This is a genomic window from Symbiobacterium turbinis, assembly GCF_055383075.1.
Map to the genome: position 1 here is coordinate 1425959 of NZ_AP042433.1, position 23861 is coordinate 1449819.

Annotated in this window: 30 protein-coding genes and 1 pseudogene; 25 read left to right on the plus strand and 6 right to left on the minus strand. The window is 68.1% G+C overall.

The features are described from left to right. Positions 1-72: 72 nt before the first annotated feature. From ACZ45O_RS06965 to ACZ45O_RS07070, 22 genes and pseudogenes are all read left to right on the plus strand, one after another. Complete coding sequence (locus ACZ45O_RS06965; protein WP_464856879.1) at positions 73-1554, plus strand: ethanolamine ammonia-lyase reactivating factor EutA; 1482 nt, start codon at positions 73-75, stop codon at positions 1552-1554. A gap of 25 nt (positions 1555-1579) precedes the next feature. Next, positions 1580-2950 carry an ethanolamine ammonia-lyase subunit EutB gene (locus ACZ45O_RS06970; RefSeq protein WP_464856880.1) on the plus strand — a complete coding sequence of 457 codons (1371 nt, stop codon included), beginning with the start codon at positions 1580-1582 and terminating at the stop codon, positions 2948-2950. 14 nt (positions 2951-2964) lie between these two features. Next, positions 2965-3840, plus strand: a complete 876-nt coding sequence (eutC, locus tag ACZ45O_RS06975; RefSeq protein ID WP_464856882.1) for an ethanolamine ammonia-lyase subunit EutC — start codon at positions 2965-2967, stop codon at positions 3838-3840. 18 nt (positions 3841-3858) lie between these two features. Continuing rightward, positions 3859-4518, plus strand: coding sequence for an ethanolamine utilization microcompartment protein EutL (eutL, locus tag ACZ45O_RS06980; protein ID WP_464856884.1), 660 nt, complete (start codon positions 3859-3861; stop codon positions 4516-4518). A 48-nt stretch (positions 4519-4566) separates the two neighbouring features. Continuing rightward, positions 4567-4848, plus strand: coding sequence for an ethanolamine utilization microcompartment protein EutM (gene eutM / locus ACZ45O_RS06985; protein WP_464856886.1), 282 nt, complete (start codon positions 4567-4569; stop codon positions 4846-4848). An 83-nt stretch (positions 4849-4931) separates the two neighbouring features. Further along, complete coding sequence (locus ACZ45O_RS06990) at positions 4932-6320, plus strand: ethanolamine ammonia-lyase subunit EutB (protein ID WP_464856888.1); 1389 nt, start codon at positions 4932-4934, stop codon at positions 6318-6320. Then, positions 6320-7243, plus strand: a complete 924-nt coding sequence (gene eutC, locus ACZ45O_RS06995; RefSeq protein WP_464856889.1) for an ethanolamine ammonia-lyase subunit EutC — start codon at positions 6320-6322, stop codon at positions 7241-7243. The genes ACZ45O_RS06990 and eutC (ACZ45O_RS06995) overlap by 1 nt, the downstream gene beginning before the upstream one ends. Positions 7244-7261: 18 nt before the next feature. Further along, positions 7262-7921, plus strand: coding sequence for an ethanolamine utilization microcompartment protein EutL (gene eutL, locus ACZ45O_RS07000; RefSeq protein ID WP_464856890.1), 660 nt, complete (start codon positions 7262-7264; stop codon positions 7919-7921). Between the two features lie 37 nt (positions 7922-7958). Next, positions 7959-8210, plus strand: a pseudogene (locus ACZ45O_RS07005) (BMC domain-containing protein); the annotation flags it as partial. A 364-nt stretch (positions 8211-8574) separates the two neighbouring features. Next, positions 8575-10008, plus strand: a complete 1434-nt coding sequence (locus ACZ45O_RS07010; RefSeq protein WP_464856892.1) for an acetaldehyde dehydrogenase (acetylating) — start codon at positions 8575-8577, stop codon at positions 10006-10008. 16 nt (positions 10009-10024) lie between these two features. Next, positions 10025-10306 carry an ethanolamine utilization microcompartment protein EutM gene (gene eutM / locus ACZ45O_RS07015; protein WP_464856894.1) on the plus strand — a complete coding sequence of 94 codons (282 nt, stop codon included), beginning with the start codon at positions 10025-10027 and terminating at the stop codon, positions 10304-10306. 40 nt (positions 10307-10346) lie between these two features. Continuing rightward, the gene (locus tag ACZ45O_RS07020) at positions 10347-11126 is read left to right on the plus strand and encodes a hypothetical protein (RefSeq protein ID WP_464856896.1); all 780 of its coding nucleotides are present in this window, start codon (positions 10347-10349) and stop codon (positions 11124-11126) included. After that, positions 11116-11715 carry a phosphate propanoyltransferase gene (gene pduL / locus ACZ45O_RS07025; RefSeq protein ID WP_464856898.1) on the plus strand — a complete coding sequence of 200 codons (600 nt, stop codon included), beginning with the start codon at positions 11116-11118 and terminating at the stop codon, positions 11713-11715. Before ACZ45O_RS07020 ends, pduL begins: the two co-directional genes overlap by 11 nt. A 2-nt stretch (positions 11716-11717) precedes the next feature. After that, on the plus strand, positions 11718-12560 hold the full coding sequence (eutJ, locus tag ACZ45O_RS07030; protein WP_464856900.1) for an ethanolamine utilization protein EutJ: 843 nt from the start codon (positions 11718-11720) through the stop codon (positions 12558-12560). Continuing rightward, complete coding sequence (locus ACZ45O_RS07035) at positions 12557-13408, plus strand: flavoprotein (protein ID WP_464856902.1); 852 nt, start codon at positions 12557-12559, stop codon at positions 13406-13408. The genes eutJ and ACZ45O_RS07035 overlap by 4 nt, the downstream gene beginning before the upstream one ends. Further along, a complete protein-coding gene (locus tag ACZ45O_RS07040; RefSeq protein WP_464856904.1) occupies positions 13395-13715 on the plus strand; it encodes a EutN/CcmL family microcompartment protein in 321 nt (106 codons plus the stop codon). The genes ACZ45O_RS07035 and ACZ45O_RS07040 overlap by 14 nt, the downstream gene beginning before the upstream one ends. After that, positions 13712-15055 carry a 4Fe-4S dicluster domain-containing protein gene (locus ACZ45O_RS07045; protein ID WP_464856906.1) on the plus strand — a complete coding sequence of 448 codons (1344 nt, stop codon included), beginning with the start codon at positions 13712-13714 and terminating at the stop codon, positions 15053-15055. Before ACZ45O_RS07040 ends, ACZ45O_RS07045 begins: the two co-directional genes overlap by 4 nt. Before the next feature lies 1 nt (position 15056). Continuing rightward, on the plus strand, positions 15057-15608 hold the full coding sequence (locus ACZ45O_RS07050; RefSeq protein WP_464856908.1) for a BMC domain-containing protein: 552 nt from the start codon (positions 15057-15059) through the stop codon (positions 15606-15608). 24 nt (positions 15609-15632) lie between these two features. Further along, entirely contained in the window at positions 15633-15965 is a 333-nt protein-coding gene (locus ACZ45O_RS07055; RefSeq protein ID WP_464856910.1) for a cupin domain-containing protein, read from the plus strand. 15 nt (positions 15966-15980) lie between these two features. Then, entirely contained in the window at positions 15981-16280 is a 300-nt protein-coding gene (gene eutM / locus ACZ45O_RS07060) for an ethanolamine utilization microcompartment protein EutM (protein WP_464856912.1), read from the plus strand. Between the two features lie 18 nt (positions 16281-16298). Continuing rightward, on the plus strand, positions 16299-17411 hold the full coding sequence (eutH, locus tag ACZ45O_RS07065; RefSeq protein ID WP_464856914.1) for an ethanolamine utilization protein EutH: 1113 nt from the start codon (positions 16299-16301) through the stop codon (positions 17409-17411). 3 nt (positions 17412-17414) lie between these two features. Continuing rightward, positions 17415-17906: a EutP/PduV family microcompartment system protein gene (locus tag ACZ45O_RS07070; protein ID WP_464856916.1), complete on the plus strand. Its 492-nt coding sequence runs from the start codon at positions 17415-17417 to the stop codon at positions 17904-17906. A 63-nt stretch (positions 17907-17969) separates the two neighbouring features. Here ACZ45O_RS07070 and ACZ45O_RS07075 read toward each other — a convergent pair whose 3' ends face one another. From ACZ45O_RS07075 to ACZ45O_RS07090, 4 genes are all read right to left on the minus strand, one after another. Further along, positions 17970-18356, minus strand: a complete 387-nt coding sequence (locus ACZ45O_RS07075) for a DnaJ family domain-containing protein (RefSeq protein WP_464856918.1) — start codon at positions 18354-18356, stop codon at positions 17970-17972. Positions 18357-18469: 113 nt separating this feature from the next. Then, positions 18470-18937: an OsmC family protein gene (locus tag ACZ45O_RS07080; RefSeq protein ID WP_464856920.1), complete on the minus strand. Its 468-nt coding sequence runs from the start codon at positions 18935-18937 to the stop codon at positions 18470-18472. A gap of 160 nt (positions 18938-19097) precedes the next feature. After that, positions 19098-20615 carry an MDR family MFS transporter gene (locus tag ACZ45O_RS07085; protein ID WP_464856922.1) on the minus strand — a complete coding sequence of 506 codons (1518 nt, stop codon included), beginning with the start codon at positions 20613-20615 and terminating at the stop codon, positions 19098-19100. A 111-nt stretch (positions 20616-20726) separates the two neighbouring features. Beyond that, positions 20727-20876: a hypothetical protein gene (locus ACZ45O_RS07090; RefSeq protein ID WP_464856924.1), complete on the minus strand. Its 150-nt coding sequence runs from the start codon at positions 20874-20876 to the stop codon at positions 20727-20729. A 60-nt stretch (positions 20877-20936) separates the two neighbouring features. On the opposite strand from ACZ45O_RS07090, the gene ACZ45O_RS07095 reads away from it, so the two are divergent. The 3 genes from ACZ45O_RS07095 (at position 20937) to ACZ45O_RS07105 (ending at position 21982) form a co-directional block, all read left to right on the plus strand. After that, positions 20937-21059, plus strand: a complete 123-nt coding sequence (locus ACZ45O_RS07095; RefSeq protein ID WP_464856926.1) for a hypothetical protein — start codon at positions 20937-20939, stop codon at positions 21057-21059. Positions 21060-21077: 18 nt separating this feature from the next. Continuing rightward, positions 21078-21692, plus strand: coding sequence for a hypothetical protein (locus tag ACZ45O_RS07100; RefSeq protein WP_464856928.1), 615 nt, complete (start codon positions 21078-21080; stop codon positions 21690-21692). Positions 21693-21805: 113 nt separating this feature from the next. Next, positions 21806-21982: a hypothetical protein gene (locus ACZ45O_RS07105; RefSeq protein WP_464856930.1), complete on the plus strand. Its 177-nt coding sequence runs from the start codon at positions 21806-21808 to the stop codon at positions 21980-21982. A 94-nt stretch (positions 21983-22076) separates the two neighbouring features. On the opposite strand, the gene ACZ45O_RS07110 is transcribed toward ACZ45O_RS07105, so the two are convergent. Further along, positions 22077-22772, minus strand: coding sequence for a class II aldolase/adducin family protein (locus ACZ45O_RS07110; RefSeq protein WP_464857688.1), 696 nt, complete (start codon positions 22770-22772; stop codon positions 22077-22079). A 2-nt stretch (positions 22773-22774) separates the two neighbouring features. Continuing rightward, positions 22775-23860, minus strand: coding sequence for an S-methyl-5-thioribose-1-phosphate isomerase (mtnA, locus tag ACZ45O_RS07115; RefSeq protein WP_464856932.1), 1086 nt, complete (start codon positions 23858-23860; stop codon positions 22775-22777). Position 23861 lies beyond the last annotated feature (1 nt).

Genomic DNA, 23861 nt, shown 5'->3' on the forward strand with positions numbered 1-23861 from the left:
GCCCACGCCCTCACCTGCACGTGAGGGCAGTGGGCCTTTTGTGTCTTTTCGGAACTGGGGGGATTGCCTCGAATGCCCAGACCTTACTGCGAGGAATCACTGCGCGATACCCTGACCAGCATCGGAATCGACATCGGCACCACGTCCACGTGTCTGATCATCAGCCGGCTGACCACGGCCCGCCTGGGCGGCGTCCACGCCATGGCATCGGTGGAGATCGTCGACCGCGAGGTGCTCTACCGCAGCCCCGTCATCTTCACGCCGCTTCTGGACGAGACCCGCCTTGACAGCGACGCCATTTTCACCTGGGTCAGGGAGCAGCTCCGGCAGGCGAATCTGACCTGGGGAAACATCGACTCCGGCGCGGTGATCATCACCGGCGAATCCGCTCAGCGGGAGAACGCCCGGGCCGTCGTGGAGCAGCTTTCCGAGGATGCCGGCCGGTTCGTGGTGGCCACGGCGGGGCCTCAGCTCGAGGCCATCCTCGCCGGCCGGGGCAGCGGCGCCGCCCTGCTTTCCAAAAAGGAGAATCTGCGGGTCCTGAACCTGGACGTCGGCGGCGGCACGACCAACGGCGCGCTCTTCGTCGCCGGCGAGATCGAGGCCACCGTCTGCGCCCACGTCGGCGGCCGCCTGGTCCGAATCGATCCAGGCACCGCCCGCATCGCCGGGATCTCACCCCCCGCCCGCCGGGCGGCCGGGATCCTGGGGCTGAACATCGAGGTGGGCCAGCCCGCCAACCCCGAGACGCTCTGGACGCTCTGCACCGGCATGGCGGATGCGCTGCACGAGCTGATCGAGGGCAAGGCGGAATCCGAGATGGCCAGGGCCCTGGCGATCGGGTCGCCGCCCTCGGCCCCCATCCGGGCCGATGTGGTGACCTTCTCGGGCGGCACGGGCCGGGAACTCTACGCGGCCGCCGAGCGCCGGTCGCTGCAGCAGGTCATCCGCTACGGGGACATCGGCCCCATGCTGGCCGACGCCCTCAGGCTCGGGCCCACCTGCCGGGCCTTCCGCCTGCGCGAGCCGCCGGAGACGGTCTACGCCACCGTCATCGGCGCCGGCATGGAGGTGCTGGAGCTCAGCGGCTCCACCATCTTCCTGCACGCGGACGGCCTCCTCCCCCTCCAGAACGTGCCCATGGTCAAGCCGCCAAACTTCGACCCGCTGGCGCCGGCGGCCGACATCGCCGCATCCGTGCGCGAGGGGCTCTCCTGGTTCGCCCATGGCAAGGAAGGGCTCGATCAGCCGGTTGCCGTCACCTTCCCCGGGCTGCACCATCCGCGGTTCGAGCAGGTCCGCAATCTCGCAGCCGGATTGGCTGAAGGGATGCGCCCGCTGGTGGAGCGCCGCCTGCCCATCATCGTCGTCCTGGAAGAGAACATCGGCAGCGTGCTCGGGCACAGCCTCGCCACGTTCCTTCCGCCTGACTATCCGGTCATCTGCATCGACCAGATCCGCAGCCAGACCGGAGACTACATCGACATCGGTGCTCCGATGTACGGGGGCATTGTCGTCCCCGTGGTCGTCAAGAGCTTGGTGTTCCACAACTGAACCACTTGGTTAAGGAGGGAAAGGGATGATCCTGAAGACTACCTTGCGCGGACAGGTCTACCAGTTCGGGTCTGTGAAGGAGGTGCTCGCCAAGGCCAACGAGCTGCGCTCCGGCGACGTGCTTGCCGGCATCGCGGCCGAGTCCGACGCGGAACGCATTGCCGCGAAACACGTCCTCGCAAACCTGACGCTTGAGGACCTGCGCAACAACCCGGTCATTCCCTACGAAGAGGATGAGGTTACCCGGGTCATCCAGGACTCCGTCAACGAGCACGTGTACCGGCAGATCAAGGGCTGGACGGTCGCCGACCTCCGCGAGTACGTCCTCTCGGACAAGGCCGACGCCGCTGAGATCCAGCGCATCAGCCGGGGTCTGACGTCCGAGATGATCGCGGCCGTGGCCAAGCTCTGCTCCAACATGGACCTGATCTACGGCGCCAGCAAGACGCAGAACGTCGTGCAGTGCAACACCACCATCGGCCTGCCCGGCACGCTGGCGATGCGGCTGCAGCCCAACGATCCCACCGACTCCATCGACGGCATCATGCCCCAGATCATGGAAGGCCTCACCTACGGCATCGGCGACGCCCTGATCGGCATCAACCCGGTGAACGATGACGCGGAGTCGGTCTCCCGGCTGCTGTGGGCCGTCTACGAGTTCATCGAGAAGTGGAACGTCCCCACCCAGCAGTGTGTGCTGGCCCACGTGTCGACCCAGATGCAGGCCATCCGCGAAGGCGCTCCGGTGGGCGTGGTCTTCCAGTCCATCGCCGGCTCGCAGAAGGCCATGGAGTCCTTCGGCGTCTCGGTCGAGATGCTGGACGAGGCGCTCGAGCTGGTCAAGAAGTACGGCTCGGCCAAGGGCCCGAACCTGATGTACTTCGAGACCGGCCAGGGCTCCGAGCTCTCGGCGGACGCCCACCACGGCGCGGACCAGGTGACGCTGGAGGCCCGGTGCTACGGCCTGGCCAAGCGCTACCAGCCGCTGATGGTGAACACCGTCGTCGGCTTCATCGGCCCCGAGTACCTCTACGATTCCAAGCAGGTCATCCGCGCCGGCCTGGAGGACGTCTTCATGGGCAGCCTGACCGGCATCTCCATGGGCTGCGACGTCTGCTACACCAACCACATGAAGGCGGACCAGAACGACATCGAGAACCTGGCCGTTCTGCTGACCGCCGCCGGCGTCAACTACCTCATCGGCGTGCCGATGGGCGACGACCCGATGCTGAACTACCAGTGCGGCGCGTACCACGACGGTGCGACCCTGCGCCAGACCCTCGGCAAGAAGCCGGCGCCCGAGTTCCACGCCTGGGCACAGGAGATGGGCTTCCTGGATGCCGATGGCCGGCTGGCGGAGCGCGCTGGTGACCTGTCCATCTTCCTGGGCAAGTAAGGAGGGAGACACGAATGGCCTACACGGAAGCTGAACTCCGGAAGATCGTCGCTGAGGTGATCTCGCGGCTGGGCCAGAGCACGGAGGCCAACGTCCCCGCGCAGTCTGCCGCCGTCTCTCAGGGTGACGGGCTGCCCGACCTGGCCGAGATCAACATCCGCGAGACCTGCTACGTTCCCAACGCTGCGGACCCCGAGGGGCTCATGCGGGTCAAGAAGCACACCCCCACCCGCCTCGGCATCTGGCGGGCCGGCCCCCGGTACCTGACCGAGCCCTGGCTCCGCTTCCGCGCTGACCACGCCGCCGCCCGCGACGCGGTCATGCTGGAGGTGGACGAGAAGCTCCTGGAGGAGATGGGGCTGTTCACCGTGCAGACGCAGGTGCGGGACAAGGAAGAGTACCTGACCCGTCCGGACCTGGGCCGCCGGCTCTCCGAGGAGGCGAAGGCCATCATCCGGGAGCGCTGCCAGATGAAGCCCCAGGTGCAGATCGTCGTGGTCGACGGTCTCTCCTCCACCGCCATCGAGGCCAACCTCCGCGACTTCCTGCCCGCGCTGATGCAGGGCCTGAAGAACGTCGGCCTCAGCGTCGGCACCCCGTTCTTCGTGAAGTACGGCCGCGTCGCGGTGATGGACGACATCGGCGAGATCCTGCAGCCGGACGTCGTCATCGAGGCGGTGGGCGAGCGGCCGGGCCTGGTGACGGCCAAGTCGATGTCGGCCTACATGTGCTGGCGGCCGCGCCACGGCACCATCGAGTCCGACCGTTCGCTGATCTCCAACATCCACGACGGCGGCACGCCCGCCACGGAGGCCGGCGCAGCGGTGGCCGCGTTCGCCAAGCGGATCTTCGACAACCAGGCCAGCGGCACCAAACTGGCCAACGCCTAGCCGAGGGGAGGTTCCTTCGTGTACGGGTTCAAGCCCATCCAGGCTAAGGTCCTGGCCGTCAAGCTCATCCCCAACCTCCACGAAGGGATGAAGAAGCAGCTGAACCTGCAGCCGCACCATCGCTCGCTGGGAATGATCACCTGCGACATCGACGACGTCGGCTACACCGCCGTCGACGAGGCCACCAAGAAGGCCGATGTTGAGGTGGTCTATGCCCGCTCCTTCTACGCCGGCGCCGCCCACGCGTCCGGCCCGCTGTCCGGTGAGTTCATCGGTATGCTGGCCGGGCCCGATCCGGCAGAGGTCAAGGCCGGCCTCAATGCCGCCATCGAGCTGATCGAGAGCGGCGAGTGCACCTTCTACGCGGCCGACGAAGAGGGCCAGATCGCCTTCTTCGCCTACACCATCAGCCGCACCGGCACCTACCTCTCCAAGGAGAACAACATCCCGGTGGGCTCGCCGCTGGCGTACCTGATCGCGCCGCCGATCGAGTCGATGTACGCGGTGGATGCCGCTGTGAAGGCTGCTGAGGTCGAGCTCACCACGCTGTTCGGCCCGCCCAGCGAGACCAACTTCGGCGGCGCCCAGCTCACGGGCACCCAGTCGGCCTGCAAGGCCGCCTGCGACGCCTTCGCCGCCACGGTTATGGAGGTCGCCCGGTACCCCAAGCGGTACTAGGATGACCGCTGCGGGCACCAGCAGTAACGAGCACAAGGAGGGACGAGCATGAGTGCAATGATCGCCCTGGGCATGATCGAGACCCGAGGCCTGGTCGCTGCCGTTGAGGCCGCCGACGCCATGGTGAAGGCCGCCAACGTGACCCTGATCGGCAAGGTGCTGGTGGGCGGCGGACTTGTCACCGTCATGGTCCGCGGCGACGTGGGCGCCGTGAAGGCGGCCACCGACGCCGGCGCCGCTGCCGCTCAGCGGATCGGCGAGCTGATCTCGGTCCACGTGATCCCGCGCCCGCACGGCGACGTGGAGCACATCCTGCCCAAGAAGTCCTGAGTCCATCGCCCGGAAGGGAGGCGCGCGCCTCCCTTTCCGGGCCGCTCTACCCGGCCGCGTGACTTGAGAGGAGGCAGCCACTGATGAAACTCAAGACACGGCTCCGCGGCGTAACCTACGAATTCCGCGACCTGGTGGACGTTCTCGCCAAGGCCGGCGAGGAGAAGTCCGGGGACGTCCTGGCCGGCATCGCCGCGAACTCCAGCGCCGAGCGTGTCGCGGCCAAGCGCGTCCTGGCGGAGGTGACCCTGGGTGAAATCCGGGCCAACCCCGTGATCCCCCCTGAGATCGACGAGGTGAGCCGCGTCCAGGAGGAGCAGATCAACGAGCAGATCTTCAGCGAGATCAAGAACTGGACCGTCGGCGAGTTCCGGGAGTGGATCCTGAGCCACGAGACCACCGGCGACATGATCCGCCGCGTCAGCCGTGCGCTCACCGGCGAGATGGCCTCGGCGGTCGCCAAGCTCATGTCCAACATGGACCTGGTCTACGCCGCCAGCAAGATCCACGTCATCACGCATTGTGAGACCACCCTGGGCCTGCCGGGCACCCTCTCCTTCCGGATTCAGGCCAACCACCCCGCCGACTCGATCGAGGGCATCACCGCGTCCACGCTGGAGGGGCTCTCCTACACGTCGGGCGACGCCTGCATCGGCATCAACCCCAACGACGACTCGGTGGAGAACACCATCCGCATCATGAACGCCATCCAGGAGATCAAGCACCGCTACGGGGTGCCCACCCAGACCGTGGTGCTGTCGCACATCACCACGCAGATGGCGGCGATCGAGCAGGGCGGCGTGGCCGACATGCTCTTCCAGTCCATCGCCGGCACCCAGAAGTGCAACGAGGAGTTCGGCATCACAGCGGCCCTCCTGGATGAGGCCCTGGACATGATCAGGAAGATGGGCGGCGCCCCGGGCCCGAACCTGATGTACTTCGAGACCGGGCAGGGCTCCGAGCTCTCCCTCGGCGTCCACCACGGCGTCGACATGCAGACCCTGGAGGCCCGCACCTACGCCTTCGGGCGGCGGTACAGCCCCTTCATGGTCAACAACGTCACGGGCTTCATCGGCCCCGAGACCCACTTCGACGGCAAGCAGATCATCCGGGGCAGCCTGGAGGACCACTTCATGGGCAAGCTCCTGGGTCTGCCGATGGGCATGGCGCCGTGCTACACCAACCACGTGCGCGCGGACCAGAACGACCAGGAGAGCGCCGTCATGCTGCTGGCCCTGGCCGGCGCCACCTACTACATGGGCGTCCCGCAGAACGACGACTGCATGCTGGCCTACCAGGACACCTCGTACCACGACGACGCCACGCTGCGTGAACTCCTGAACCGGCGGCCGACCCCTGAGTTTGAGCGCTGGTGTGTGAAGATGGGCCTGCTGGAGAACGGGCGCCTGACCGCGAAGGCCGGCGATCCGACCATCTTCCTCTGCAACGGCTCGATGGGAGGGAAGTCGTAATGGCCAGGGACGAACTGGTTCAGAAGGTCGTAGAAGCCGTACTTGCCCAGCTTGCGGAGAAAACCAGCTCCCCTGCCGCCTCCGCACCGGGCGGCGCCGGCTGCGTTCCGGCCGCCGTCAGGGCAGCCATGGCTGAGACTGCTGGCGAGTCTGAGGACGACTTCCTCAGCGACATCGGCGAGTATGACCTGCGGGAGCGCACCTTCCTGGAGAACCCGTGCGACCCCGAGGCGCTGAAGCGGCTGAAGGCCTCCACCCCCGCCCGGATCGGCATCGGCCGCGCCGGCCCCCGGTACCGCACCCTCCCCTACCTGCGCTTCCGGGCGGACCACGCCGCCGCGGAGGACGCCGTCATGGGCGAGGTCAGCCCCGAACTCATCGAGAAGATGGGCTGGCTGCCGCTGCAGTCCACCGCCACCTCCAAGGAGGACTTCCTGGCCCTGCCTGACAAGGGCAAGCGGCTCAACCAGGAGAGCGCCGAACGGCTGCGCAAGGAAGCCGTGCACCGGCCGCAGGTGCAGATCGTCATCGCCGACGGCCTCAGCTCCAGCGCCATCGAGGCCAACGCGGCCGACTTCCTGGCCGCCCTGACCCAGGGGCTGAAGAACTTCGGCCTGTCGGTGGGCACCCCCGTCTTCGTCAAGTACGGCCGAGTGGCCATCATGAACGACATCGGCGAGATCCTGGAGCCCGACGTGGTGGTCGAGCTGATCGGCGAGCGCCCGGGCCTGGTCACCGCCAAGTCCATGTCCTGCTACATGTGCTGGCGGCCGCGCCACAGCACCGTGGAGTCCGACCGGTCGGTCATCTCCAACATCCACGACGGCGGCACGCCGGCGGCCGAGGCCGGCGCCAGCGCGGCGGCGTTCGCCAAGCGCATCTTCGACAACCAGGCCAGCGGAACCAAGCTGTCCGCCAAGTAGGAGAAGGGAGGTTGGATCATGTACGGCATTGCTCCTGTGCGCGCCAAGGTGCTGGCCATCAAGCTGATTCCCAACGTACACGGGGATATGCATGAAAAGCTCAACCTGAAGCCGCATCATCGTTCGCTGGGCATGATCACGATGGACATCGATGATGTGGGCTATACCGTGATCGACGAGGCGACCAAGAAGGCGGACGTCGAGGTCGTCTACGCCCGGTCCTTCTACGCCGGCGCGGCACACGCCTCGGGTCCCCTCTCGGGCGAGTTCATCGGCATGCTGGCCGGGCCCGATCCCGCGGAGGTGAAGGCCGGCATTCAGGCCGCCATCGACCTGGCGAACAGCGAGGACTGCTGCTTCTACACCGCCGACGAGGAGGGCGGCATTGCGTTCTACGCCTACACCATCAGCCGCACCGGCACCTACCTCTCCCAGGAGTGCAACATTCCGGTCGGCTCGCCGCTCGCCTACCTGATCGCGCCGCCCATCGAGTCGATGTACGCCGTGGATGCGGCCCTGAAGGCGGCCGAGGTCGAGATGGTCAACTTCTTCGGCCCGCCCAGCGAGACCAACTTCGGCGGCGCCATGCTGACCGGCACCCAGTCGGCGTGTAAGGCGGCGTGCGACGCCTTTGCGGCTGCCGTGATGGAGGTCGCCCGTTACCCCAGGCGCTACTAGGCAATCCCTGAGGGCTCACCAAAGGGAGGACTGACACATGTCTATCGACGCACTAGGATTGATCGAAACCCGCGGCATGGTCGCGGCCGTGGAGGCGGCGGACGCCATGGTGAAGGCGGCCAACGTCCGGCTCCACTCCTGCACCCTGGTGAAGGGCGGCCTCGTGACCGTTCAGGTCCTGGGCGACGTCGGGGCCGTGAAGGCCGCGGTGGACGCCGGGGTTGCGGCAGCCTCCCGCGTCGGCCAGGTCATCTCGTGCCACGTGATTCCGCGGCCGCACGAAGAGGTGGCCGACATGGAGGGCTTCGGGCGGAAGCCTGATCCGGGGCGTGAGCCTGACCCCGATCCCGACCCGCAGCCCGGACCGAAGCAGGAACCGGAACCCAGCACCGAGCCCGGGGAGGAGGCGGAGAGCAGCTCCCCCGACCCGGTCGATGACGACTGGTACCTGGCGGAACTCCGCCGGCTGCTCCCCGACATGCCCGCGGTGGCGGAGGCGACCAGCCTTTCCGGGCTCTCGGTGGCGAACCTGCGGCGGGTGGCGCGGGCGCTCCCGTCGATCAGCCTGAGCCGCGCCCAGATCCGCGACGGTACGAAGGATCAGATCCTGAACGCCATACGTGAGGCTCTTGCACCGAAGGACGGTGACTAGCGTGAAGCTGGACAGGGATCTGCTGGCCATACAGCAGATGCGCGAAGCCGTGGAGCGGGCCTACGAGGCCCAGCAGCAGATGAAGCATTACACGCAGGAGCAGGTCGACAAGATCGTCGCAGCGATGGCCAGGGCCGGCGAAGAGGCCGCGGTGCGGCTCGCCGAGATGGCCGTGCGCGAGACGGGCATGGGCGTGGTCGAGCATAAGGTCATCAAGAACCTGCTGGCCACCCGCGATCTGCACCGGTACATCGCCGACATGAAGACGGTCGGCATCATCAACCGCGACGAGGCGCGCAAGGTCGTCGAGATCGCCGCGCCGGTGGGGGTCATCGCCGGGCTGATTCCGACGACCAACCCCACCTCCACGGCGATGTACAAGGCGATCATCGCGGTCAAGTCCCGCAACGCGCTCGTCATGAGCCCGCACCCGCGCGCCATCCAGTGCACCAGCGAAGCCGCCCGCGTGGTCGCCGAGGCCGCCGTGGCGGCCGGGGCTCCCGAGGGCATCATCCAGTGCCTGGAGACGGTGCACCTGTCCGCCACGAACGAGCTCATGCGCCACCCGAAGGTCTCGCTCATCCTGGCGACCGGCGGCTCCGGCATGGTGAAGGCAGCTTACCAGTCGGGAACGCCGGCGCTGGGCGTCGGCCCGGGCAACGTGCCGGTCTTCGTGGAGCGCACGGCCGATGTGCCCAGGGCGATCTCGTACATCATGGCGGGCAAGACTTTCGACAACGGCCTGATCTGCGCGGCGGAAGAAGCCATCATCGCCGACGAGCCCATCGCAGACCAGGTGGCCAGCGAACTGCGGCGCCAGGGCGGCTACTTCCTCTCGCCGGAGGAGATTCGCCGCCTGTCGGCCGTGGCCGTCCGCCCGAACGGGGCCGTCAACCCGGCCGTCGTCGGGCAACCTGCCATCAGCGTCGCCGAGATGGCGGGCATTCAGGTCCCGTCCGACACCAAGGTCCTGGTGGCGCCGCTGGAGGGCGTGGGACCGGAGTATCCGCTTTCCCGCGAGAAGCTCTGCCCCATCCTCGCCTTCTACACCGCCCCCGGCTGGCGGGCCGCCTGCGAGCGCTGCATCGAGATCGTCGAGTTCGGCGGCCTCGGGCACAGCCTGGCCATCCACTCGCAGGACGAGGAAGTCATCATGGCGTTCGCCATGGAGAAGCCGGTGTTCCGCATCCTGGTGAACACCCCCTCCACCCACGGTGCGGTGGGCGTCACCACCGGGCTGCCGCCGGCGCTTACCCTCGGCTCCGGCACGTGGGGTGGCAGCGCCACGTCGGACAACGTCGGACCGCTGAACCTCATCAACATCAAGCGCCTGGCGTACGGCATCCGTGAACCGGATGGCGGCTCCGATCAGGCGCAGGTCGAGGACATCGAGCGCATCGTGCGCGCGGTGCTGGCCCATCTCAATGCACGATAACTGAGGAGGAAGCCACATGACAGGAGTTCTCGCCCTCGGCATGATCGAAACCAGGGGTCTCGTGGGTGCCATTGAGGCTGCGGACGCGATGGTGAAGGCTGCCAACGTGACGCTGATCGGCAAGGTCCTGGTCGGCGGCGGCCTGGTCACCGTCATGGTGCGGGGCGACGTCGGCGCCGTCAAGGCAGCCACCGACGCCGGCGCGGCGGCGGCCCAGCGGATCGGCGAGCTGATCTCGGTCCACGTGATCCCGCGGCCGCATGGCGACGTCGAGATGATCCTGCCCCAGAAGGGCTAATGCGGTCCTCGCACCCATGCGAGGATGAGAGGTGAAGCCAGTGGCTGCACTGACTGAACTCGAGCTGCGGCAGATGCTCCGCGAGCGGGGGGAGTTCGACTCCATCACCGTGCCCCCGGGCACGCTGATCACCCCCGCCGCGCGGCAGTTCCTGCAGGAGCGCCGCATCAAGCTGATCTTCGGAGAGCCGGCCGGCCCCTCCACCTCCCCGCCGGCGGGCGCCCCTGCGCCCGATGCGGCTCAGGCTGCGGCAGCGCCGGCTGAGGCGCCGCAGGCCGCCGGCCCGCAGGCGAAGCCGGAGGAGATGACGCACCTGCGCGGCAAGCTGCTGGTGCCCAAGAGCCACCCGCGCATCCGGCTGCGGGGCAAGCTTGACAGCCTCGAGGCGTACATCCTGCTGGCGCAGAACCACGCGCACAAGGAAGGGCTGGCCGAGCTGGACCGGAACCTGGGCGAAGTGCTCGACTTCGTCCGCAAGATGGTCCGCGCCGAGGTCATGGACGAACCGCTGCCGCCCATCCAGCTCTTCGGGCTGGACGACGCCCAGCTCAGGGAGCGCTCCCACCACCCCCAGAAGTACTTCGGCGTGCCGCACACCCCGCCCGCCGTGAGCCACGGCGAGATGATGCTCTGGCTCAACCTGGTCCGGACGCAGGTGCGCGAGACCGAACTGGCGGCCGTACAGGCCTTCTGGCGGGAGGGCGAGCTGCCTGAGCGGCTGGATATCATCCAGGCCCTGAACCGCCTCTCCAGCGCCATCTGGATTCTCATGATGCAGTATCTTTCAGGGAAAGGGGGAACCGCCGGTGGTGGGCGGTGAGACAGGCGTCCGTGCCGGCCGCATCCCGGTCGGGGTGTCTGCCCGGCATGTGCACCTGTCGCCGGAACACGTGGAGGTCCTCTTCGGCCCTGGCGCCGAGTTGACCCCGGACCGACCGCTGAGCCAGCCCGGACAGTTTGCCTGCCGTGAGCGCGTGCTGCTCGCAGGCCCCAGGGGTAGCCTGTCCGCTGTGCGGGTGCTCGGTCCCGCGCGCGGGGCCACCCAGGTGGAGATCTCCGCCACCGACGCGATTGCGCTGGGCGTCCGCCCGCCGGTGCGGGAGTCGGGCCGGCACGAGGGCAGCGTCTCCCTCACCCTGATCGGACCGGCCGGCGCCGTAACGATCGATTCGGGCGTGATCCTCGCGAAGCGGCACATCCACATGCGGCCGGAGGACGCCAAACGCTTCGGTGTGTCCGACGGCGAAACCGTGTGGGTGGCCGCGACGGACGGGCCCCGGCGCACGATCTTTGGCGACGTGCTGGTGCGGGTGAGCCCCAACTACCAGCTGGAGTTCCACATTGACACCGACGAGGCCAATGCCGCCGGCCTGCGGACGGGTGACACGGTGGTGTTGATTAAGGCATGACCATGAACACGAATTCACTGGAACGGGCGAACCGATTGGTGGGGGCCCTGACCCGCCGGATGGCAGAACGGGCGAACCCCCCCGCCGGCCCGCTCTACACCGGCATCGACCTGGGCACCGCGTACGTGGTGCTCACGGTGGTGGACGGCCGGGGCAACCCGGTGGACGCGGCCTACACCTTCGCACAGGTGGTGCGGGACGGGCTGGTTGTGGACTTCGTCTCCGCCGTCAGCATCGTCCGCACGCTGAAGGCCCAGCTCGAGGAACGGCTGGGGCGGGAGCTGCTCTACGGGGCGGCCGCCTACCCGCCGGGCACCGGCAGCCGCGACGTCCAGACCCATCAGTACGTGGCTGAGGGGGCCGGGTTCGAGATCATCGCCATGGTGGACGAGGTCGACGCGGCCAACCGCGTCCTCGGCCTCACCAACGGCGCGGTGGTCGACGTGGGTGGCGGGACCACCGGCATTTCCGTCCTTCAGAACGGGCAGGTGGTGCATACCGCCGACGAACCTACAGGCGGCACCCACTTCAGCCTGGTCGTGGCCGGCGCCCACCAGATCTCCTTCGAGGAAGCGGAGGAGATGAAGAAGGACGCAGCCCGGCACCGGGAGATCCTGCGGCTGGTCACGCCTGTCATCCAGAAGGTCAGCACCATCATCGAGCGGCACATTGCGCCCTACGACGTGGAGACGGTCTGCGTGGTGGGCGGCACGGCGAAGCTGACCGGATTCGAGCAGGTCCTGGAAAAGGAGCTGCGCCGCACCGTGGTCAAGCCGGCGGAGCCGCTCCTGGTCACTCCGCTGGGCATTGCCATGGCGGCCTCAGAGGCAGGTGAGCATCGATGACAGACGAGGAACTGATCCGGCAGATCACACGTGAAGTCCTGAAGCAGCTTCGGCAGGGCCGGGAGCAGGCGCCGGCGCCGGCCGAGCCCCGGGGCCCGAAAGCCTTGCTGCTCTACACCGGCGGCGATCAGCACCTGGACGAGGCGGTGGCGGTGGCGGGCGACCTGTCCGCGGCCGGCGCGCAGGTCAGGATTCTCTGCACGCCGTCGGCCCGGACCCTGCTGGGCTCCACCCGCATGGACCGGCTGGCCGAAGCGGGCCAGGTGCTGGACGAACCGACCGAAGCTGAGATCTACGGCGCCGTTCACTGGGCCGATGTCGTCGCGGTGCCTGTCCTCACGCAGAACACGGCGGCCAAGTGGGCCCTGGGCATCCGCGACACCCCGGCCACCAACCTGCTCGCCGCAGCCCTGCTGATGAACCGGCCTGTGGTCGTCTGCACCGACTCCGCCGTCCCCAGCACCAGCAACGCGCCCTATCGTGCGCTGCTCGAAGGACACATTGACAAGCTCCGCACCTTCGGCGTGCAGACGGTTCCCGTCGCGGAGATGGCCCGGGTCTGCCTGGGCCAGGCCTGCGGGCCGGCCCCGGCCACCCCGGCGACCCCGGTTGCCTCGGCGACTTCGGCGGCCCCGGTCACCCCCGCGGCTGCCGCGGCGGCCGGAGAAACCGGGACGCCGCTGAAGCTGGTCACGGCCGGCGACGTGGAGGCGGCCGTTCAGAACGGCGTCCGGCAGGTCGTGATCGCCCGCGGGGCCATCGTCACGCCGCTGGCGCGGGATCTGTGCAAGAGCCACGGCGTGGCGCTCATAGGGCCCGACGGGGGGGACGCACATGCGCTTGGCTAAGGTCATCGGCAACATCTGGGCCACCCGCAAGGAGGAGGCCCTGACCGGCCTGAAGCTGCTGATCGTGCAGCCCATCGACGTGGACGGGTCGCCCAACGGCTCCACCATCGTGGTGGGCGATCGGGTCGGCGCCGGCATCGGGGAGACCGTCCTGGTGGTCAGCGGCAGCTCGGCCCGCAAGGCGGCGGACCGTGACGACACTCCCATCGACGCCGTGGTCGTCGCCATCGTCGACACCGTGGAGTGGGAGAAGACCGTCCGCCCGTCCGGGGCCGGGGGAGCAAGCGGAGGGGGGCCCGCTGAATGAACGCAGCGACCATCCTGCAGCGGGTGGAGGAAGCGGGCGTCGTCGGCGCCGGCGGGGCCGGCTTCCCGACGCACGTGAAGCTGAAGGGCCGCGCCGAGTGGCTCATCTGCAACGGCGCCGAGTGCGAGCCCCTCCTCTACTCCGACCAGGCCCTGATGGAAGGGTACGCCGCCGAACTGGTCCGCGGGCTCGAGCTGGCCCGGGAGGCCACCGGAGCCCGGCACGTGGTCATCGCCCTGAAGGGCAAGTACGCCCAGGCCCGCGCGGCGCTCGCCGAGCCGGCGGCCGGGGCCGGGATTGAACTCTTCTTCCTCGACGACTTCTACCCGGCCGGCGACGAGCAGGTCATCGTGCAGCAGGTGACCGGCCGCGTCGTCCCCGCCGGGGGAATTCCGCTGGATGTCGGCGTGGTCGTCTCCAACGTGGAGACGCTGATCAACGTGGCCCGGGCCGTCGATCACGGGCAGCCGGTCACCACCAAGTACCTGACGGTCGGCGGCGCGGTGAAGAACCCGGTCTCCGTCGTGGTTCCCGTGGGCGTCCCGGTCGCCTCGCTGGTGGAGCTGGCGGGCGGCCCCACCGTGGATGACTACGTGATCATGGTGGGCGGCGTGCTCATGGGCCACCTGGCCGAGCCCGGTGAGGTTGTGACCAAGCGGACGGGCGGCGTGATCGTGCTCCCGGCCGACCTGCGGTGGGTCGAGCGGCTGATGCACCCGGAAGCGGTCGACATCAAGCAGACCCTGGCCTGCATCCAGTGCAATTTCTGCACGGAACTCTGCCCCCGCTACCTGCTCGGCCACCACATCATGCCGCACAAGGCCATGTTGCACTCCAACTACGGCCAGCAGCCCCCTGAGGTGCTGCTGGGCGCCTACCTCTGCTGCGAGTGCGGCCTCTGCGAGGCCTTCGCCTGCCCCGAGCTGCTCATGCCCCGCCACGCGGTCATCCGCATCAAGCGGGAGCTGTCGGCCCAGGGCATCCGGTACCAGAAGGGCGCCACTCCCGAGCGGGACGTGCACCCGATGCAGGAGGGGCGCAAGGTCGCATCCCTGCGGGTGAAGCAGCGCCTCGGTATCGCGGAGTACGACCGCAAGGCGCCCCTGGTCGAGACCGCACTTTCCCTTTCCGAAGTCCACATTCCGCTTTCACAGCACATCGGTGCGCCGGCTGAGCCGGTGGTCGCCGTGGGCGACCGGGTCGCCGCCGGCCAGGTCGTCGGCCGGGTGCCCGAGGGCAAGCTGGGCGCCCCGGTTCACGCCAGTGTCGACGGAACCGTCGTCGAGATCACAGCCCAGGCGATCCGCATCGCCTGCGCACGAAAGCCGGGAGGTGAGTAAGGTGGCCCTCGCCATCGGCATGATCGAGACCCTGAGCCTCCCCACCGGGGTGCGTGCCGCCGACGCCATGGTCAAGGCCGCTGCAGTGGAGCTTCTGGTCAGCCGGACGATCTGCCCCGGCAAGCACATCACCATCGTCGGCGGCGACGTCGGCGCCGTGCGCGCCTCGATGCAGGCCGGGCTCGCGGAGGCCGGCGACCTCCTGGCCGACCAGCTGCTGCTGCCCAACGTACACCCGTCGGTCCTCCCCGCCTTCCACCTCACGGGGGTCTACGACGTGGAGGAGATGCGGGCCATCGGCGCGGTGGAAACTTTCACCGTGGCGGCGGCCATCGTGGCAGCCGACGCGGCGGTGAAGGCCAGCCGGGTCTCCCTGCTGGAGATCCGCCCCGGCGTCGGGTACGGCGGCAAGGGCTTCTTCGTGGTGGCAGGCGAGGTCAGCTCGGTCCAGTCGGCCATCGACGCCGGGCTCAACACCATTCCGCCCGGCGGCCTGGTGGACAAGGTCGTGATTCCGGGCATTCACCCCGACTTGATCAAGACACTCCTCTGACGAGCCGGAGGGAGGGATTCCGCTATGAAGCGACGGCTCGTGACGCCGCAGGAGATCCTTTCGCTCCACTACCAGGGCGTGCACTGCCTGGAGATCCCGCCGGACGCCATCATCACGCCCGGCGCCCGGGATCTCATCATGGCTCTTGACTTCCGCATCGCGCATGGCCCGCCTTCGTCCGCCGCAGCGGGCGGTTCGGCTGAGGCCACGGTCTGCGGCCAGACCTCTGAACAGGTCTGTGACGGCCTCTGCGACCAGGTGCGCGGGCTCGTGGAGGAGCTGGCCCCGCAGCTCACTCCCGAACAGCGGGAGCAGGTCATCCGGGCGGTGCTCGCAGAGCTGGGCGAACAGAGGTAAGGAGGTGACTGAACCGTGGAAGCGCTCGGCATGATTGAAACCAAGGGTCTGGTCGGCTCCATCGAGGCGGCCGACGCCATGGTGAAGGCGGCCAACGTCCGCCTGATCGGCAAGGTGCTCGTCGGCGGCGGTCTGGTGACCGTCATGGTCCGGGGCGACGTCGGCGCGGTGAAGGCCGCCACCGATGCCGGTGCGGCAGCCGCGCAGCGCATCGGCGAACTCGTCTCCGTCCATGTGATCCCGCGGCCCCATGAAGAGGTCGAAATGATCCTCCCGCAACCCGGAACCGAACAGATCGCGGATCAGAGGCTGTAATGGGAAGGGGGACTGACCATGAGTGTAATTAACACTGTAATCATCTGGATTATGATGATCTTCATGGTCCTCGGGGCCATCGACCGGATCATCGGCAACAAGTTCGGTCTGGGCGAGGAGTTCGAAGAGGGTATCAACGCCATGGGCCCGCTGGCGCTGGCCATGCTCGGCGTGGTCTCCATCGCCCCGGTGCTGGCAGACATCCTCCGCCCGGTGGTCGTACCGGTCTACCAGGCCCTGGGCGCCGACCCTGCCATGTTCGCCACCACCCTGCTGGCCAACGACATGGGCGGCTACCCCCTGGCCATGGAGCTGGCCCTCACCCGTGAGGCCGGGCTCTACGCCGGCCTGATCCTGGGCGCCATGATGGGGCCGGCCATCGTGTTTACGATTCCCGTCGCCCTGGGCATCATCCAGCCTGAGGACCGGCGCTTCCTGGCCACCGGCATGCTGGCCGGCTTCGTCACCATCCCCATCGGCTGTATCGCCGGCGGCCTCGTGGCCGGCTGGTCCATCGGCTTCCTCGTGCGGAACATGATCCCGGTCGCCATCGTGGCTGGTCTGATCGCCCTGGGCCTCTGGCGCATCCCCGAGAAGATGATCAACGGGTTCCAGGTCTTCGGCAAGGGCGTCGTCATCATGATCACCATCGCCCTGGCCGCCATCATCTGGGAGACCCTGACCGGCATCGTCGTCATCCCGGGCATGACCCCGATCTGGGAAGGCGTTGAGATCGTCGGCTCCATCGCCATCGTCCTGGCGGGCGCGTTCCCCATGGTCAAGTTCATCACCAAGGTCTTCGCCAAGCCGCTGGGCGCCCTGGGCAAGGCCATGGGCATGGGTGAGGTCGCGGCGGCCGGCATGGTGGCCACCCTGGCCAACAACATCCCCATGTTCAACATGATGAAGGACATGGACAACCGGGGTAAGATCCTGAACTCCGCCTTCGCCGTCAGCGCCGCCTTCACGTTCGGCGACCACCTCGGCTTCACCGCCGGCGTGGAACCCGAGATGATCTTCCCGATGATCGTCGGCAAGCTGGTCGCCGGCATCACCGCCCTCCTGCTGGCCATGCCCATTGCGTCGAGGCTGGCCGGCAACGGCGCCGAGGAAGAGGCCAAGGCGTCCTGATAGATGCGCAAGCGGGCGATCATCGTCGTTGGAGGAACGGGATACGGCAAGACCACGCTGCTGCAGGCGATCATGGGGAAGCCGCTGGTCTACAAGAAGACCCAGGCGATCGAGTACGGCCCCTTCGCCATCGACTTCCCGGGCGAGTTCTGCCAGCGCCCCCTGTATTATCACGCGCTGGTCAGCGCCGCCCCCGAAGCGGAGGCGATCTGGGTGCTCCAGGACGCCACCGCCCGGATCCCGGGCGTCCTGCGGGAATCCCTGATGCAGATGCGGCGCCGGGACCAGGTGGTGCGGGGCATCATCACCAAGGTCGACCTGCCCAAGGCCGACCTGGACAGGGCCGGGCGCCTGCTGCAGAGCATCGGGGTCAGGCCGCCGTACTATCCGGTCTCCGCCGTCACCGGCGAGGGGCTGGAGACTCTGCGCAACCTGCCCGAACTCAGGCGGGCGCTGGAAGGCGGCGCCGATCCCGCCCACCAGGGCGAGCCCTGATCAAGAAGACCCGGGGACACGCGTCCCCGGGTCTTTGCGCGCCTCCGGGCCGGAGGCGGGGCGTCACTCGCGGTAGCGCAGCTTGTCGACGATTCCCCGCGGCTTGTTCAGGTTGTAGAGCATGATCTTCTCGTTCAGCTCCTGGATGCGCACCTGCCGCTCCGGGTGATCCTTCGGGTGGGTCGCCAGCCACTCCCGGTCCTCGCGGATGGACTTCTCCAGCTCGATCCAGAGCGGCGCCACCTTGTTCTCCCGCAGGATCTTGTTGACCAGCCACGAGCCCTCCTTCGCGTACGGGTCGGGCTCGTCTTTCTCCAGGTCCAGCGGCTTGCCCTTGCCCGGCAGGTCGTCGAACTCGCCGCGGCGCATGGCCTCCGTGATGATCTCGTCCAGCCACCCCGCCGAGAACTTCCGCGGCGGGGGCGTCTTCGGTGCGTTGTCGTCCTGCACTGCCCTCGCCCCCCCTTCACCACGATATCATTCGCCATGCGGGCTCATCCGCCTGCCTGCGCGCGCAAGGCCCCCCGGCCGCCTGCGCGGTCGGGGGGCTCGGCTTGCCTGCTCTACGCCAGGTACTCCCAGGTGGAGTGGAACGGCACGTTGGCCGCGTTGATCAGGCCTGCGGCCGGGCAGCGGGCCTCCACCTTCTCCTTCAGCTCATCCAGCCGCTCCCGGGGCTCTTCGGTCTTGATCTTCACCGTCAGGCGCACCTCGGTGAAGTGCGGCTGCACCCCCGGCACGCCCTTCAGTCCGCGCACGTCGAGCACGCCGTCAGCGAGCAGCTCCACGGCCTCGTACTTGAAATCCATCTCCGCCGCGATCACGGCGATCATGACGGAAACGCAGCCGTTCAGGGCGGCCATCATGTACTCCATCGGATTCGGCGCCGTGTCGTCTCCGCCCAGCGAGACGGGCTCGTCCGAGTAGAAGGGCTCAAACCGGCGGACCTTGAGGGCTGTGCGGACCTTCGGCTCCCAGGTGCCACGGCAGCGAACGGTCGCGAGCTGCGGCTTGTCCATGGTGGCTGTCACCTGCAACACCTCCGGGCAACGTGTTCATACCCGTTCTTATGTTACCCTGTTCACGAGCCGTTGCGCATGGCTTTGCCACCCTATTTCGGAGGGAAACAATTCATCATTCTCTGCAGGTGAAAAGTCTAGCGAACCCAGCCGTTCCACAGGCACATGTGCCCTAGTCTGCCGGACTCTCCTGCGCCCCCTCCCGCGCAAACCGCAGGTTGGGGATGAGCAGCGCCGCGGCGAGGCTGAGCAGCGCGGCCAGCAGCATGACCAGGTGCACGTTGCGCAGGGCCGCCGCAAGGGCGTCCTGCATCGCCGCCTGCAGCTCCGGCCCCAGGGCGGCCCGCTGCGCGGGGTCCAGCAGCCGGTTCGCCCACGCCCCCGCCTCGGCGGTCGTCCGCGCGGCCACGCCGGGAATCCGCTGCAGCCGGCCCAGCAGGTCCACGTTCATCACGCCGCCCATCGCCGAGACCCAGATCATGCCCCCCAGCGTGCGGATGAACTGGAACGACGCGGTGGCCACCCCGCGCTGCGCCCAGTCAACCGAGGACTGAATCCCCAGGATGAAGGCCAGCGTGGAAAAGCCCATGCCGGCGCCAATCACGAATGTGACGACGGCGAGCAGGATCTCGGGTATCTCGGCCATGGTCCGCGCCAGGGCCACCAGCCCGGCCGAACCGGCCACGTTCAGCCCCAGCCCCAGGAGCGCCGAGGGACGCACCCCCATGCGCACGATCAGCCGGCTGCCCAGCACCGCCGCCAGGGGCCAGCCGATGGAGAGCCAGAGCAGCGAGGCCCCCGAGCGGGTGGCGGAGTAGCCCTGCACCCCCTGTGCCCAGATTGGGAGGTAGACCGAGGTGCCGTACATCACCCCGCCCACCATGAGCGAGGAGAGGTTGCCCCAGCCGATGATGGGGATGCGGAAGAGCCGCAGCGGCAGGATCGGATCCAGGGCCCGGCCCTGCGTCCAGAGGAAGAGCAGGAGCAGCGCCGCGGCCCCGGCCGCCATGCCGAGGATCTGGGGCGAGCCCCAGGGAAGCTGGCTGCCGCCCGTAAGCAGCACCAGGAGGAGCAGGGTCATGCCCCCGGTCAGGGTAACCGCCCCCAGATAGTCGACCCGGGCCTTGCGCCGCTCGACCCGCTCGTCGAAATAGCGCCAGACCATGAAGAGGGCCAGGGCGCCCAGGGGCAGATTTATATAGAAGAGATAGCGCCAGGTGAGGAAGTCGACCATCAGCCCGCCCACCAGCGGCCCGGCCAGGGCAGAGAATCCCCAGACCGCCGAGAACCAGCCCTGCACCTTCGCCCGCTCCGCCGGGCTGAAGATGTCTCCCAGAATCGTCTGCACGGTGGGCTGCATCGCCCCGGCCCCGAGCCCCTGCAGGGCGCGGAAGAGGATCAGGGCCTGCATCGACTGCGCCGCGCCGCAGAGGGCGGAGCCGGTGACGAAGATGAGCGCGCCGATGGTGAACGTCTTCTTCCGGCCGATGATGTCTGCCAGCTTGCCGTAGACCGGCATCGTGGCGGTGGAGGTCAGCATGTAGGCTGAGACGAGCCAGGTGAGCATGGCGAAGCCGCCCAGGGAGCCGACGATCCGGGGCATGGCCGTGTCGACGATGGTGACGTCGACGGCGGTCAGAAAGCTGGCCAGCATCAGGGCGAACACCGTAAGCATCCGGCGGTCACGCACGCGAGTACCCCCCTCCCCCTGCCCTTTGGGACGACGCGGGACCGCCTTCGGCTACGCCTCTCATGAGAGGCGGCACCCCCGCACGTTGGCAGGGGGTGCCGCCCTCATCGCTTATTTTCCGAGTTCGGGGTTCCCCATGATGGTCTGGTCGCCGTCGGCCTTGATGTCGAGCGTCTGCACGTCGGCGATGTCGATCTCCACCTCGAGCAGCTGGCCCCACGCGGCCTCGAACTCCCGGATGGGCACGTCGTTCTCGTCCACGAACGTCGCATCGGTGGGTAGGTCTCCCGGACCGACGTCTCCCCGGACGGCCGGTGGGTTGTGCTGGAGGCCCTCCGTCCCGCCAGCGCCTCCGAGTGGAACGTGTGGCTGGTCGACGTCGCCGTGGGTCGGGCGATCAAGACGGACCTGCAGGAGTCGCCGTACATCCCCGGCTACTACTAGTTCCCCGACCGGCTGATTGTGGCCGGGTGGACGGAGCTGCAGGAGTGGGACCTGACGCGCAGCGTGCGCCGGGTGCTCCCGGCCAAGGCTTCCTACGTCGGCCCCCTCTCCACCGACGGACGCTACCTGGCGGGGAGAATGCTGGAGGGCCCGGAGGATCCCGAGACCTGGCTGGCCCCGCTGACCGTGGCGGTGTACGACCTGGCCACGGAGACCGAGCGGCTCTACCGGCATGTGGGCAACTACCGGGTGCCGCACCGGGGCGGCGGCGTGCCCGTCAGCGTGCCCATGCGCTGGGGGGACGACGTCCGGAGCCTCTATGTGCGGCAGTGGGAGGATGCGCCCTACACGGACTCGCAGTCGTACTGGGCCGTGCTGGACCTGGAGACGGGGGACCTGCGCCCTGCGGAGGAAACCCTCCCCGGGGATCCCTGGTCCTACGGCTCCGGGCCGCAGACGGTGACCAGCTCGACCGGCTGGAGCTTCCGCCAGGCGGACTGGGGCCCCGTAACCCTTACATCGCCGGATGGACGGGAGGTCACGCACGGCGAGGGGCTGCCGCTGGCCTGGATGGAAGACGGCCGGCTGCTGCTGGTGCGGTGGCCCGACTACGACTACCGGCGGGATCCCTGAGCGGCAGTGGCCCATCCCCCTGCGCCGGAGCGCCCTCGCGGCACGGATGGCGACCAGAGCCGTGCATCCCCACCCTCCGTGAGCATATCGATGGGTTTCGGGGGGGATAGGATGTGCGTTACCGCACTGCAGCGTGGCTGCTGGGCTCCGGCCTCTGCCTGTTCGCCGGGCTGTCGCTGAAGAACCTCGTACCCTTCGCGGCGGTCGTGGGGTTCTTCCTCGGGTTTTCCTGTGCGCTCGCCGCCGCGGCCAGCTACTTCATCGGCCTCGTCAGCGGGGAAGACGCATGAAATGCGACCGGCCCGCACGCCCCGGACGGCGTGCGGGCCGGTCGCCTACAGAGACACAGAGAGGGGAAACAGCGTAAGAGGGAAAATGCGACTTTCAGTCTTCCGGTTTGCAGCCTGGCACTCCACCCGAACGAATCCCCATCCGCTCACGAATCTTGACGAGCTCCGAGACCTGTGTGCAGGAGAGCTCGTTGCTCCGGCCGATGATGTTGCCCGTGTACATCAGGATCGTGGCGTAGTACTCCACCGACTCCATGCGGTACCACGCCTCCAGGAGGTCCTTACCCCAGGTCACCGCGCCGTGGTTCGAGAGCAGCGCTGCGTTGTGCGTGCGGCAGAACGGGGCGATGGAGTCGGGAACCTCCTGCGTTCCCGGGGTCGCGTACGGGGCCAGCGGCACCGCGCCCAGGTTCAGGATGGCCTCCGTCAGGATCGGCCGGTCCAGGGCCATTCCGGCGATGGAGAACGAGGTGGCCACGGGCGGGTGCGCGTGCACCACGGCCATCACTTCCGGATTTTCGTGGTACACCCGCAGGTGCATCGCCAGCTCCGAGGAGGGGCGTCCGCCGGAGAGCACCCGCCCCTCCAGGTCCACCTTCACCATCATGTCGGCATCCATGTAGCCCTTCGAGACCCCGGTGGGCGTCACGAGGAGCTCCTCCGGCCCGATCTTCACGCTGATGTTGCCGTCGTTGGCCGCCACAAAGCCCTTCAGGTACATGCGGCGGCCAATGTCGACCATCAGCCGTCTCGCTTCCGCTTCGTTCATGTAGCGCATAGCCGCCTGCATGGTCACGCCCGGCCTTCCGCCGCCTCCTTGCGCCGGAACAGCTCCTGCAGCGACTCGGTGTAGGGCGGGCGGGCGATGCCGTACTCGGTGATGATCGCCGTGATGAACTCGGCATCGGTCACGTCGAAGGCCGGATTGTAGACCTTCACGTTCTCCGGCGCCATCCGCTTCGCGTACCACATCTCGGTGACTTCCTCGGGCTTGCGCTCCTCGATCACGATGTCCGCCCCGGTCTTGCAGTTCATGTCGATGGTGGACGTCGGCGCGCAGACGTAGAACGGAATGCCGTAGTTCTTCGCCAGAATCGCCACGCCGGAGGTGCCGATCTTGTTGGCCGTGTCGCCGTTGGCCGCGACCCGGTCGCAGCCGACGAAGACCGCCTGCACCCAGCCGTTCTTCATCACCATCGAGGCCATGTTGTCGCAGATGAGGGTCACGTCGACCCCGGCCTGCATCAGCTCGTAGGCCGTGAGTCGGGCGCCCTGCAGCAGCGGCCGGGTCTCGTCGGCGAACACCTTGAAGTTATACCCCCGTTCCTGGCCCAGGTAGATCGGGGCCAGGGCCGTCCCGTAAGCTGCCGTAGCCAGCGCTCCTGCGTTGCAGTGGGTGAGAATCCCCATCCCGGGCTCCAGCAGCGACAGGGCGTACTCGCCGATGGCGCGGTTGGCCCGGATGTCCTCGTCCCGGATGGCGTCGGCCTCAGCGCGCAGGGCCTCCTTGATCTCCGCGATCGGCCGCTCCCGGTTGCGCAACACGCAGTCCTCCATCCGGTCCAGAGCCCAGAACAGGTTCACCGCCGTCGGGCGGGAGGAGGCCAGGTACTCCTTCACCTTCTTGAACTCGGCGTAGAAGGCGTCGAAGTCCGCAGCCGCCGAGCCCTTCACGCCCAGGTAGGCGCCGTAGGCCGCCGCGATGCCGATGGCGGGGGCCCCGCGCACCCGGAGCACGTGAATGGCCTCCCAGATCTCCGGCTGCGTCTTCAGCCGGAGGTACTTGGTCTCGTTGGGAATCAGGGTCTGGTCGACGATCACCAGCGCGCTGTCTGCGTCGTCGAGCGCCACGGGGACGATCTGCTTACCCTGCGTCATA